The organism is Kitasatospora sp. NPDC094028 (assembly GCF_049543595.1).
Classification (GTDB): domain Bacteria; phylum Actinomycetota; class Actinomycetes; order Streptomycetales; family Streptomycetaceae; genus Kitasatospora.
This window is the reverse complement of sequence record NZ_JBMVFA010000015.1, coordinates 76,743-88,770: the sequence shown is the minus strand read 5'-3', so window position 1 is coordinate 88,770 and position 12,028 is coordinate 76,743. Positions and strand designations below refer to the sequence as shown.

The window sequence follows — 12,028 nt, the reverse complement described above, 5'->3', positions numbered from 1 at the left end:
GACCCCCGACCCCGCCTCCCCGGCACCGCCCCGCGGCCCCGGCCGCGCACCGCCGCCGGCGCGCCGCAGCGGCCGCCACCGGAACCGGACGGGCGGCGGCGGGTTCCGGGCATTCCATCGGATTGGTCACCCAGTGCACCGAGGGCCTACCGTAGAGTGAGCACAGATGATCGACCGTCAGATACCCATCTCCGTTGCCGAGAAGACGAGATGACCAACCGTCACGCGAGTTCCGCCGGACCGGCCCCCGAGGCCGGCCCGGGCGAACCGGAGGACGTGCCGCTGGAGTTCGCCGCCTTCTGCGAACTCCACCGCCCCCGGTACCTCAGCTACGCCCGCGTGTGGCTGACCGAGCACAGCGCCGCGGCTGCCGCCGTCCAGCAGGCCTTCGCCGAAATCGCCGTGCACTGGCGCGAATTACTAGGCAGCTCCAACCCCACCGCACTCGCCTGGCAGATCCTGCGCGGCACCGTCGCCGAGCACACCCGGCACGAACCCGCCGAGCCGGACCGCCATCCGGCCGACGACGACCTCGCGATCCTGCACTACGTGGTCGGCCTCGCCGCCCCCGAGATCGCCGACGTGATCGGCACCGACACCGCCAGCGTGGCCGGCCGGCTCCGCCGCACCATGCTGCGCGAGGCCTCCGGCTGGTGACCTCCCCGGCGGCCTCCCTCAGACCCGCTCGCCGGTCACGTCGAAGAGGTGGTGGACCGGGTCGTGGATCAGGTAGCGGGCGAAGGACTCCACCGTGAAGCGCGCGCCGTCCGACCGGTCGCCGGTGCGGTGCCACTGCTCCCCCGCCACCGCCTCGAAGGCCGCGGCCAGCGTCTCCGCCGCCTCCGCCAGCTCCCCGGCCACCGTCCGCGGCAGCTGCTCGCCGTAGCGCTCGGCGACGGCCGTCTCGTCCTGCTCCCAGTTCGGGAACAGCGGGCCGTCCTGGTCGAGCATCAGGTTCAGCCGGACGTGGAACAGCCGGAAGACGTCCCGGACGTGGCAGGCGTACTCCAGCGACGACCAGGTCCCCGGCGCCGGGCGGCGGCGCAGCTCGGCCTCGTCGCCTTCCGCCAGCAGCTCCAGCCAGGCCCGCGCGTTCGCCCGGACCATCCCGGCCACGTCCTCCCGCACCACGGCCGGGGTGTCCAACCCGCAGTCGGCGCACGGGCGTTCCAGCACCCAGGTCCAGTCCTTGGTGTCCGGGGTGATCTCGTCGGCCGCGCCGGCGGCGTACTCAGAAGCGCTCATGGGCCCAGCATGGCCGCCCCGCCGGGCCTCCCACCAGCGGCATCGTCGCCAGCGGACACCGAAATACCGCCAGCGCCCGGGGGGGCGGCGCCCGGTGCCCGGTGCCGAACGGCACCGCTCAGTGCCCGGGGCCGGACGGCACCGCTCAGTGCTCGCGCTCGTGCTCCGCCCGGGCCGCCAGCAGACCGGCCAGGTTCTCCCGGCTCCACTCGCACATCGCGTCCATCGGCCCGAGCAGCGTCCGGCCCAGCGGCGTCAGCGCGTACTCGACCCGCGGCGGGTTCTCGTCGAACTCCGTCCGGACCAGCACGCCGTCCTGCTCCATCGACCGCAGCGACTCCGCCAGCACCTTGGCGGTGATGCCCGCCAGCGGCACCCGGAGCTCCGAGAACCGGCGCGGCCCGTCCTCCAGGCAGCGGATGATCCGCCAGGCCCACTTCCGGCTGCCCAGCACCGGAACCGCCGGCACCGGGCAGTCGGCGGGGAAGAGATCGGCCGGCAGCGGCGCGGGATCGGTCTGCGTCATGCCGTCGACCGTACCCCGGCCCCGACCGAACCGCCCCGGAGATCACCGCCGTTGGCCGCCGGTACCGTTGAAGTAACCGGCACCCCCCGGACTACCGTCCCGGCAGCGGCGGGCGACAGCGCCCCCGCACGAGCGGACGGGAGACCGCCATGACCAGCACCCACGGGGAGCCGCAGCACACCGACGTCATCGTCTACGGCGCGGGCGGCCAGGTCGGCCGGGCCGTCGTCGCACAGGCCCGGCGGCGCGGGCTCACCGTCACCGCCGCCGTCCGCGAGCCCGACCGGCACGCCGACCTCGCCGGGCCCGGCGTCCGGCTGCTGCGCTGCGACGTCACCGACCCGGCCGCCGTCGCGGCCGGCGCGCGCGGACACGCCGCCGCCGTCAGCTCCGTCTACACGCCGGACACCCCGTCCACCGAGTTCTACCGCGCCGCCACCACCGCCCTCGTCACCGGACTGCGGCAGGCCGGCGTCCCGCGCCTCGTGAGCGTCGGCGTGGCCACCACCCTGGAAACCGCGCCCGGCACCGCCGTCCACGACGACCCCGAGTTCCCCGAGGCGTACCGCGCCTTCTCACTCGGCCACGCCACCGCCCTCGACCTGCTCCACGACGCGCCCGCCGAGCTCGACTGGGTCGTCGTCACCCCGCCCATGGAGCTCGACCGCACCGACCCCGGCACCGGCCGCTACCGGGTCGGCGGACCGCAGGTCCTCGGGCCCCGGATCGCCCAGGCCGACCTCGCAGTCGCCATCGTCGACGAACTCACCGCGCCGGCCCACCACCGGGAACAGGTCGCCGTCGCCGAGTAGCCGTGGGGGACGGGAGGAGTGGCTCCGCGCTCACTGATGCGGCCCGGGGCCGGGGGCGCCGTACGGCGGCTGGGGCGGCAGCGGCGGTTGCGCGTACGGGTGCTGGGCTGCGTAGTACAGCTGCGCCGCCTCCTCCACGGCCGCGCGCCGCTCGCTCCGGCGGCGCGCCCGCACGGCCAGCGCCACGACCACGGCGATCCCGCCGACCACGACCACGGCTGCCACCGCCAGTACCACCCCGAACGGAAAGCCCGTGCCGTTCCCGCTATGGCTCGGCGTCACCGGCGGCACGGACGGCACCTCCGACCGGTCGTCCTCCGGCGGCGCCCCCTGCGACTCCTTCCGCTCGGCCAGCGGGTTCGTCCGGGGCCCGTCGTCCACCGCCGGATTCGCCTCCAGCGCCTTGGCCGGCGACACCAGCCCGTACCCGTAGCGGTCGTTCGGCAGCAATGAGCCGTCCGCGGGCCGGGTGGCGGACTTGATCATCCGCGTGATCACCTGCCCCGCCGACAGACCCGGGTACTTGGACCGGATCAGCGCCGCGGTGGCGGACACGTAGGCGGCGGAGTCGGACGTGCCGTCCGCCACCCCGTAGCTCGTGGTCGACTTCGCGGTGGCGCGGTAGATCTCCGCACCGGGCGCCACCAGGGTGGTCTCCGGCCCGGTCGTGGAGCCCGTCCACACCGTTCCCTTGGAATCGACCGCTCCCACGGCCACCACGCCGGGGAACGCCGCCGGGTAGCCGACCCGCGTCGTGCCGTCGTTGCCGGTGGCGGCGACCACCACGACGTCCCTCGACACGGCGTAGGCGACGGCCTTGCGGGCGTCGGAGTCGTACTGGTCCAGCCCGCCGAGGGACATGTTGATCACCTTGGCGCCGTGGTCCACCGCGAACCGGATCCCGTTCGGGACGGAGTTCTGCCCGAAGTCGAAGTTGTCGTCCGCCATCTTCAATTTCACCGGCAGGATCTTCGCCTTCGGGGCCAGGCCCATCACGCCCGACCGCGCGCCGTGTCCGTGCCCGGCGATCAGGCTGGCCATCCCGGTGCCGTGGCCGTCGCTGTCGGAACGGCCGTCCGCGCCCGCGCCGGAGAAGTCGGCCCCCGGCAGTACCTGCCCGGTCAGGTCCTGGTGGTCCTGGTTCACTCCGCTGTCGATCACGGCGACGACCACGCCCTCGCCCTGGCTGACCGGCCAGACCTTCGTCTCGGCCTCGAAGGTCTTCAGGGCCCACTGCTGGTCCCGGATCTGGTCGGCCGACGCCCCCGGCGCGGCGACGCCCCACAGCAGTGCCCCGGCGGCCAGGGCCGCCGTCCCTCGTGCCAACCGGCGGCGCGTCAAACCTGGTTCACCCCACTCAGCGAGGCATCCCACAGATCACCGATCTGCGGGATGCGGTCCGATCACCGTCCGTTGACGGACGGCCTCATTTCACCACGTTCGGGTTGGCGGGCTGGTCCGACGCCCAGGTCTCCTCGTCCTCGACGAGGTAGTCCGGCCGCTTGCCGTCCTTCCCCGCGCCCTTCCTCCGACGCTGTCCCTCACTCATCGGCATGCCGTGGGGCACACCGCCCGGCACGCCGACGCCGGGCGCACCGGCCGGTCGGTTCCGGGCGCCCAGCCCGGAACCGCCCTCCGTGAACGCCTGCTTGCCCCGCGGCTCACCGGGCCGCACCGGTTCGCCCACGACACCGCCCGGCCGTCCCGGCGGCCCGCCTCCCGGCTTGGCGGCAGCCGCGCCCCGACCACCGCCCCCGGTGCCCGTACCGCCGCCGACTGCTCGGCCCTCGCGCGGCCCGGTTCCCTCCACCGGCGGTGCGCCATCCGGCAGTTCCCTTCCGCCGGGGCCGACCACCTTGCCCTGCCCCGTGATCGGCACGACCGGCGAGACCGTCGTGGGCGCCGTGGGCGCCGTGGGCCGCACTTCCTGCCCGCCGCCACCGCCGAACGGCCCGGTGCCAGGTGTCACGGCCTGCGTGGTGCTCAGCACCGAGGTCTGGGTCCCCGCGGTGGCGGGGCTGGGCACGCTCCCGGTGGGCGTCGACACCGGGGTGCCGGAGATGCCGGCCGCCGGAACCCGGCTCCCCGAGCCGGACGGCTTCGGCGGAGCCTGCGCCGTGCCGCCCTTGATGCCCGAGTCGGTCGGCACGGACGCGCTCCTCGCCGCGACGGTCTTCGCCTTCGACGCCACGGGGGGCGTCGACCGCTGCGGCGCCGGGCTCCGCTCGGCACGCATCGGCGTGCCGGTCGCACCGGCCGAGGACACCACTGCCGCCGCCGCGGCCGCGGCTCCGCTCGGGTCGGCCTGGGATCCGGCGTCGCGGACGTCGTCGTACTTCCCCTGAGTCCCCAGCGGCGGCGGCACCTTCAACGCCGTGGTCGACACCCGGTAGTGCATCGCGAGCGTCTGCATGACCTCGACCGCCTCGGCCTTCTTCCGGTCGACGACGCGGATGTGGTCGTCGTCGGAGAAGAGGCCGCCCACGTCGTCCTTCCGCTGGTCCCACCAGCCCGGCTCCTCGGGCATGTCACGCTTGGCCTTGGCCATCGCCTCGGACATGTCGTGCAGCGCGTTCCCCGCGTCCTGGGCGTAGGCGGCGGCGGTGTTGATCTTGTTGGCCAGGTCGAGCATGCGGGCGTGGAAGGCGTCGCTGGTGGCACCCTCCCAGCTGTCGATCGCTTCGCCGCTGAAGCGGTTGAGGCGCTGGCGGATGTCCTTGAGGGCCGCCGCGGCCTTGTGCCAGGGGTCACCGGCCGCCATGACCGCGCCGGGGTCGAGGGCTTGGGCCATCTTGCGCAGGTCGGCGTGGCTGAAGTCATGGAAGTTGGTGTAGCCCATGAGTGATCTCCCCTCCGTTCGGGTGCGGGCCGGTGATCAGCTGACGGTCGTGTTGCGGCCCGCGGTCGGGTGGAGGTTGGTCCGGTAGGCGGCCTCCGCCGCGGCGGTGGGGTTGGCCGCGGACCAGCCGTCTCCGGCGAGCTTGAGGCTCTCGGCGGCGTGGTTCTCGTGCTCCTCGTAGCCGGTGGCGGTGAGTTCGGCGTTGTGCTGGGCCTCGTCGACGGCCTTCTCCAGCGCGTTGAGGATGTCCCGCAGCGCGTCACGCATGCCCTGGTAGCGGTCGTGCAGTTCGGTGGCCTCGACGAAGGTGCCGAAGGCGCTCCTGCCGACCGCGGTGCGCCCGTGGGTGGTGGTGCCGTTGGCGTCGTTCTGGAAGGTGCGGAGCATGACCCGGACGTGGCCCGCGAAGGTGCGGAGTTGTTCGACCTCGACGCGGTAGCCCTGTCCGGCTCCCCCGGTCGAGCCGGTTCCCGTTGACATTTCGGCGCCTCCCCCGTGCGTGCGTCCGTCCGTCCGTGCCGGGGGCCGCCCCGGTGCGACATGTCTAACACAGCGGGGTCGAATTCGGCCTGGGCCAGCGTCAGTTCGTGTCCGCCCTGGCACGCAGGGCGTCGGCGAGGGCACGGCGGCAGAGCGCGTCGGCGTGCCGGGTGGTCTCGGGGAGGCGGTACCGGCGGGCGAGGTCGAGGGTGGTGCGGACGGCGGTGTCGAGGCCGATGCGGTGGCCGACCGACACGTAGACGGGCTTGACCCCGGGCCTGGTCCGGACGGCGCGGCCGACCTCCTCGCCGGTGGCGGGGTCGGTGAGCGGGCTCCAGGAGCCGCGTTCGGAGCCGGGTTCGCGGTTCTCGAAGACGAAAGGGGTCTTGGCGACGCCGAGGGTGCGCAGCCCGGTGTGGACGCCGAGGTGGCTGGCGAGGCCGAGGCGGCGGGGGTGGGCGAGGCCGTAGCCGTCGCAGACGACGGTGTCGGGGGTGCGGCCGAGCGCGGCCAGGGCGTCGAGGACGGCGGGGAGTTCGCGGAAGGCGAGGAGTCCGGGGATGTAGGGGAAGGCGATCCGCCCGACCGCGGTGGCCTGTTCCACGACGTCGAGAGTGTCCCGGTCGAGCAGGACGGCGGCGGCCGCGACGAGGTCGTGCTCGTCGTCGTAGGCGACGTCGACGCCCGCGATCAGCCGGCCGGGAGCGCTCGGGCCGTCCTCTTCTTCGTCCCGGGCGAGGACGAGCGGCCGGAGCCGTTCCTGCTCGGCGAGCGCCTCGGTCTCGGTGGTGGGCCAGTCGGCAGGGATGGGCACGGACGGTTCCCCCGGTTCGCGGATCGACGGACACGAAAACGTCCTCACCGTACCGAGGCGGACGGACGACCCCGCGGTGAGCCCGTGCGCCCCCGTGTGCCCCCGGCTTGCGGGCCTACCCTGGAACCACCGAACTCCCGTGCCGGACAGGTGTCCTGGAGTCGGAACCGCTCCCGCCCGTTCCCCCCGACGTGCGAAGGACCTCAGTCATGCCGCGTCCGTCCGCCGGCCAGCTCTGCCTCGGCTCGTTCACCGTCGTCGCCGCCACGGTGGCCCTGTTGGCCGTCTCGGGCGCCACGGGCGTCCTGGCGGTCTCGGTGCTGGTGGGGTTCGCGCTGGCACTCGGTACCGCGGTGACGCTGTTGTCGCTGTCCGCCTCGGACCGGCGGCCCGGGTCGGCGGGCCGGGCCGAGCCCTTGTCCCCGGCGACCGGCCGCGCCCACGTCCGGCAGCACTGAGCCCGGCGGCGCCGGGACGCCACCGGGCTCGCCCCCCGGGCACCTGCCGGACCCTCAGACCTCCGTGGTGACCACGACGGTCTTCGCGGCCTTGTCGTGGATGCACTGCCGGTAGGGCTTGTCGAAGACGCCGAACACGCCGTCGACGATCCACCAGAGGCCGGCGCAGCAGAGCACGGCGGGCAGGATGAAGACGGCGGCGCGGGTCCAGGCGGCGGCCTGGGTGGGCGTGCTCCCGTCGACCAGCATGGCGGCGCGGATCTTCACCGCCTTCTTGCCGAGGGTCTGGCCGTCGTGGCTGAGCATCAGGGCCTCGTAGACGAGGTAGATGAGCGAGGCGAGCCAGAACGCGCTCGCCTCGCCGTTGCGGGTGCCGAGGTCGACGAAGGGCGCGACGATGGCCGCGCCGATGGCCTGCATGAGCAGGTAGTCGATCAGGCGGGCCAGGATGCGCCGGGGCCAGGTGCCGAGCGCCGGCATGCCGGGGACGGGTCCGGCGCCGGGCGTCCCGTACCCGGCGGGACCGGTCGGGGGCTGGTCGTACGGGTTCCGCCCGTACTGGTTTCCGTACTGGCCGTACGCCCCGGCCGGGGCCCCGCCGTAGGTGCCGCCGTACGCGCCGGGGCCGTCCGGTTCCCCGCCGGACGGGCTGCCGGACGGGCTGTCGGACGGACTGTCGGACGGGCCGCCGCCCGGCTGCGAGGGCTGCTTGTCGAAGGAGGGCTTGCCGCCCTTCTCCGGCTCAGGGTTCGAGGGGTCGTAGGTGCTCATCCCCCGAGTAGAACATCACGGATTCGCACGTTTAGGGACATTCAGTCCGTTTTGCCGCCCGCCCCGCGAGCGGGCGCCGGCCCCCGGGCCGGGCCGGACGGCGCCCTCAGCCACGCACCACCCGGGTCCGGGCGGCCCGGTCCTGCCAGCCGCGGCGGGCCGGGCGGTCCAGCAGCGGCCAGACCAGGCCGAGCAGCAGCACCGCCCCGAGCTGCCTGACGACCCATCGCAGCAGCGAGCGGCCGAGGCTCAGCCGGGTGCGGCCGGCGGGGGCCCGGTCGCCGCGCGTGGCGTCCACCACCCGGATGCGGGCCAGCCGCTTGCCGAAGGTCTGGCCGGTACGGGCGGTCGGCAGCACCTCGTAGAGCAGCCCGACGAACAGCAGGATGCCGAGCAGCACGGCGGCCTTCCCCACCACGACGCCGTCCACCAGCCAGACCTGGACCTGGCGGTGGGTGAGGGCGCTGGCCATCTTGGCCTGGTCGAACTTCTGCTGGAGGTGGTCGGACACCGAGCGGCCGAGCGGGATGCCGGCGGCCGCGGCGACGGCCAGCAGGACGAGGGTGTCGACGGTCCGGGCGGCCAGCCGGCGCCCGAGCCCGGCCGGCACCGGCGGAGCGGGGCGGCGCCGGACGGCGGCGTCCCGGGCCGGCCGGGCGGCGGGCAGCACGGCGGTGGCGGCCGCCCGTCCGGGCGAGGGCGTGGGCGCGGGGTCAGGGTCAGGCGCAGAGGCAGGCGCAGAGGCAGGTGCGAGGGCCTCGGCAGGCTCGGCGCGCTCCCCCGAAGCAACGGACCCGCCGCGCTCCACGACCGGCGCCGCCGCCTCCCGCGCCGATTCCCGCACCGCCTCCCGCACCGCCACCGCCATGGCCGGCGCGACGGCGGCGGCCACCTCCACGGGAACCGGAGCACGCTCGTCCTCCGCACGCCCCTCCTCCGCCTCGGGCGCCCCCGGGAGCACCCCCCAGGAGACCCAGCGCGGCGCACCCCCGGTCTCCAGCAGTCCGCGCTGGGTCCGCGGGTCGGCCTGCCACCCGGAGGTCTCCGAGGCCGGACCGGCCCCGACCGCACCGGCCCTCGGGCCCCCCTCCGCGAGCTCCGCTCCCGGCGCGTCGACCGTCCGGAACACCGGTCCGCCGACCACCTCCGCCGCCCGCGGCCCGAGGACGAAGGACGCCCCGCCCGTGGTCTGGTCGAGGTACACCGGCCCGGTGTCCCCGGAGCCGTCCCGCGCCGCCCCGGGCCGCGCCGCCACCCCGGGCAAGGGCGAGGGCGACGACGGCCCTGACGACGGCACCGGCAACGGCACCGGCTCCTCGGGCACCACCACCGGCACCACCGGCGGCGGCACCGCCCGCGCCCCGGCCGCGACCCCGCCCGGCGCGGGCCGCCGGGTGGCGAAGCGGGGCGGTTCCAGCACCTCGCCCTCGGCGGGCGCGAGACGGCTGGTGCCGGGCACCCAGGCCGAGCCGCCCCAGTACCGGACGAAGCCGGGGATGGACGGGTCCGGGTAGTACCCCGGCTCGGGTGCGACGGCCGGGTCGCCGTCGGCGGCGATGGGGCGGTCCGTCATGGGGGTCTTCTTCCTGGCAGGTCCCGGCGGGGGCCGGGGGTGTCCGGTGCGGCCGGGCGGCCGTCGAGAGTGGGCGGGGGCGGCATGCGCCCGCGTGCGCCTGGCGCCCGGCGCCCGGCGCGCGGCGCGCGGCGCGCGTGGGGGCGCCACCGGTGGGCGGACAGTCGCCGGGCAGTCACAAAGGGTAGTACCTCGCCGGGGCGGCGGCGGGAGCTTGGCGAATCCCCGGACAGCCGGGGGCCGCGCGGGGTATGGGCGGCCCCCGGCTCCTGGGCGCGCGACGGCCGCCCGCGCGCCCCGCGCCCGGCCGTTCACCACCTCCCGCCGAACTTCTCGAAGAAATTCGGGAAACGCGTGTAAGAGCCCGCGCCGACCCCCCTCTCAAAGGTCACAGGGCCCGGAAGCGGGCACGACCGAAGGCCGCCGAGCGGCGGTCGGAGGTCGCGGAGCAGAGAGGAAGACGGTCATGGAACGTCCCGTCAGCGTCGTCGAGCACGAGCTGGAACTGAACCTGGTGCTCTCCCCGGAGCACAGCGTCCCCGTCCCGGCCCGGCTGTCGTACGGCAGCCACGACCCGTACGCCGTCTACGTCACCTTCCACCTGGACACCGGCAACCCGGTGACCTGGGTGTTCGCCCGCGAGCTGCTGGTCGAGGGCACCTTCCGCCCCTGCGGCCAGGGCGACGTGCGGATCTGGCCGACCCGCTCGGGCCGGCGCAGCGTGCTGTGCCTGGCGCTCAGCTCCCCGGCCGGGGACGCGCTGCTGGAGGCCCCGCTGCCGGCCGTGGCGGCCTGGCTGGAGCGGGCGCACCGGCTGGTCCCGCCGGGCAGCGAGATGTCCACGCTCGACATGGACGGCTCGCTCGCCGAGCTGCTCGCCTAGGCCGTGCGCCGCAGCGTGCACTGGCACGTGCAGACGCAGCAGCAGGCCCTGGCCCGGGACGCGGCCGACCGGACGCCGACCGGCCGGACGCCGACCGGCCGGCCGGCCGACGACGGGCGCGGCACCCCCGCCGGCTCAGCGGGCCGCGGGGGCCTGCTGACGGCCGCGGGCGGCATCCGGGCCGCCGTCGCCGCCGCGCTGGCCGGGGAGCCGGACGAGCGGGGCACCGGCGGAGCGGCGCCGGGCCCTTGTCCGGATCGCGGCGGCGAGCAGGAAGCAGAGCCCGACCCACGGATAGACGGAGGTCGGCAGCTGGCGCAGCGGTGACATGTGGAGGACGGCCGGGCCGAGGGGCTTGGCGGCCCACATGGCGAAGGACAGGAAGGCGACCAGGGTGGCCCAGAACACGACCCGCCAGCGCGGCCGGCGCACGGCGGCCGGTCGGGCGTGCTCGGCGGAGGCCTCGGCGGCGAGCAGGACGAGGAGCGGCACGCACCAGACCCAGTGGTGGGTCCAGCTGATCGGGGAGATGAGCACGGCGGTGACGGCCGCGCAGCAGACGCCCCAGGCCTCGGCGCGCGGCAGCCAGCGGCTGCTGCGTACGGCCCAGGCGGCGACGGCGAGGCCGGCCAGCGCGACCAGGCCGGCCCCGAGGGTGGCGACGGTGCCGGGCTCGGCGGTGTGCAGCAGCCGGGCGAAGGCGCCGCGCAGCGACTGGTTGTCGACGATCTCGGTCTTGCCGACCCGGGAGGAGTCGTAGAGGTACTTGGTCCAGAAGCCCCAGGTGGCGTCGGGCAGGACGAGCGCGCCGAGCAGGAAGGTGGCGAGGAAGGTGCCGGCGGCGACGAACGCGGCCCGGACGCGGCCGGTGACCAGCAGGTAGACGGCGAACAGCCCGGGGGTGAGCTTGATGCCGGCCGCGATGCCGATCGCCACGCCCTTGCTGCGGCGGCCGTCCGGGCGGGTGAGGTCCCAGAGGATCAGGCAGGCGAGCGCGAGGTTGATCTGGCCGTAGCGGAGCGTGGTGAAGACCGGTTCGAGCCAGACGCCGAGGCCGGTGACCAGCACGACGCCGATCGGCCGCAGCTCGCGGCGCGGCCAGCCGACCAGCTTGAACGACAGGTGGGTGAGCAGCGCGAGCAGCCCGAGGTTGCCGAGAGTGATCGCCACCCGGAGGACAGGGACCGGGAACCAGGTGGTCGGGACGAACAGCATCGCCGCGAACGGCGGGTACGTCGCGGGCAGGTTCCACTCGGTGACGCGCAGTGCGTACAGGTCGGTGCCGTTCGCGACGGCGGCGCCCTCCGCGCGGTAGACGATCATGTCCACCATCGAGGTGTGGACGAAGTGGCGGACCACCGCGTACACCAGCAGGGACAGCAGCGCCACGGCCGAGGCGGCCAGCAGCGGGCGGCGCGGGGCCTCGCGCAGCGCGAGCACGGGGGCTCCGACTGCGCGTCGCAGCCGGTCGGAACGGGGGGCGGGCGAGGGGTCGGGTGCGGTCCGCACCTGGCTGCGCTCGTCTTGCACCGCTGTCACCGCTCACTCCGTCCGCCGCTCGGCCAACCAGCGACGATACCGGATGCCGCCGTGGCGGGCCCGGGCACGTTCGACTACGTACGGTGAT

At 75.2% G+C, this 12,028-nt stretch carries 13 protein-coding genes; 4 read left to right on the top strand and 9 right to left on the bottom strand.

From position 1 onward, the window contains the following. Positions 1-210 precede the first annotated feature (210 nt). Complete coding sequence (locus ACPC54_RS22565; RefSeq protein WP_498967105.1) at positions 211-657, top strand: hypothetical protein; 447 nt, start codon at positions 211-213, stop codon at positions 655-657. Positions 658-675: 18 nt separating this feature from the next. On the opposite strand, the gene ACPC54_RS22560 is transcribed toward ACPC54_RS22565, so the two are convergent. Beyond that, entirely contained in the window at positions 676-1,245 is a 570-nt protein-coding gene (locus ACPC54_RS22560) for a DinB family protein (protein ID WP_498967104.1), read from the bottom strand. A gap of 145 nt (positions 1,246-1,390) precedes the next feature. After that, positions 1,391-1,771: a winged helix-turn-helix transcriptional regulator gene (locus ACPC54_RS22555; protein ID WP_498967103.1), complete on the bottom strand. Its 381-nt coding sequence runs from the start codon at positions 1,769-1,771 to the stop codon at positions 1,391-1,393. A gap of 149 nt (positions 1,772-1,920) precedes the next feature. Between ACPC54_RS22555 and ACPC54_RS22550 the strand changes: the two genes are divergently transcribed. Further along, on the top strand, positions 1,921-2,583 hold the full coding sequence (locus ACPC54_RS22550) for an NAD(P)-dependent oxidoreductase (protein ID WP_498967102.1): 663 nt from the start codon (positions 1,921-1,923) through the stop codon (positions 2,581-2,583). 30 nt (positions 2,584-2,613) lie between these two features. On the opposite strand, the gene mycP is transcribed toward ACPC54_RS22550, so the two are convergent. The 4 genes from mycP to ACPC54_RS22530 form a co-directional block, all read right to left on the bottom strand. Next, positions 2,614-3,909: a type VII secretion-associated serine protease mycosin gene (gene mycP, locus ACPC54_RS22545; protein WP_498967101.1), complete on the bottom strand. Its 1,296-nt coding sequence runs from the start codon at positions 3,907-3,909 to the stop codon at positions 2,614-2,616. Between the two features lie 100 nt (positions 3,910-4,009). Continuing rightward, positions 4,010-5,422: a WXG100 family type VII secretion target gene (locus tag ACPC54_RS22540; RefSeq protein WP_498967099.1), complete on the bottom strand. Its 1,413-nt coding sequence runs from the start codon at positions 5,420-5,422 to the stop codon at positions 4,010-4,012. A 36-nt stretch (positions 5,423-5,458) separates the two neighbouring features. Beyond that, positions 5,459-5,902: a DUF2563 family protein gene (locus ACPC54_RS22535; protein WP_498967098.1), complete on the bottom strand. Its 444-nt coding sequence runs from the start codon at positions 5,900-5,902 to the stop codon at positions 5,459-5,461. Positions 5,903-6,002: 100 nt separating this feature from the next. Further along, positions 6,003-6,716, bottom strand: a complete 714-nt coding sequence (locus ACPC54_RS22530) for an endonuclease V (RefSeq protein ID WP_498967097.1) — start codon at positions 6,714-6,716, stop codon at positions 6,003-6,005. Between the two features lie 209 nt (positions 6,717-6,925). On the opposite strand from ACPC54_RS22530, the gene ACPC54_RS22525 reads away from it, so the two are divergent. After that, the gene (locus ACPC54_RS22525; protein ID WP_498967096.1) at positions 6,926-7,174 is read left to right on the top strand and encodes a hypothetical protein; all 249 of its coding nucleotides are present in this window, start codon (positions 6,926-6,928) and stop codon (positions 7,172-7,174) included. A 54-nt stretch (positions 7,175-7,228) separates the two neighbouring features. Here the strand turns inward: ACPC54_RS22525 and ACPC54_RS22520 are convergent, their stop codons facing one another. Beyond that, the gene (locus tag ACPC54_RS22520; RefSeq protein ID WP_498967095.1) at positions 7,229-7,945 is read right to left on the bottom strand and encodes an RDD family protein; all 717 of its coding nucleotides are present in this window, start codon (positions 7,943-7,945) and stop codon (positions 7,229-7,231) included. A gap of 106 nt (positions 7,946-8,051) precedes the next feature. Continuing rightward, positions 8,052-9,518 carry an RDD family protein gene (locus ACPC54_RS22515; protein ID WP_498967094.1) on the bottom strand — a complete coding sequence of 489 codons (1,467 nt, stop codon included), beginning with the start codon at positions 9,516-9,518 and terminating at the stop codon, positions 8,052-8,054. A 466-nt stretch (positions 9,519-9,984) separates the two neighbouring features. Between ACPC54_RS22515 and ACPC54_RS22510 the strand changes: the two genes are divergently transcribed. Then, positions 9,985-10,401, top strand: coding sequence for an SsgA family sporulation/cell division regulator (locus ACPC54_RS22510; RefSeq protein WP_045695806.1), 417 nt, complete (start codon positions 9,985-9,987; stop codon positions 10,399-10,401). Between the two features lie 135 nt (positions 10,402-10,536). Here the strand turns inward: ACPC54_RS22510 and ACPC54_RS22505 are convergent, their stop codons facing one another. Beyond that, complete coding sequence (locus ACPC54_RS22505) at positions 10,537-11,940, bottom strand: glycosyltransferase 87 family protein (RefSeq protein WP_498967093.1); 1,404 nt, start codon at positions 11,938-11,940, stop codon at positions 10,537-10,539. Between the last annotated feature and the right edge of the window lie 88 nt (positions 11,941-12,028).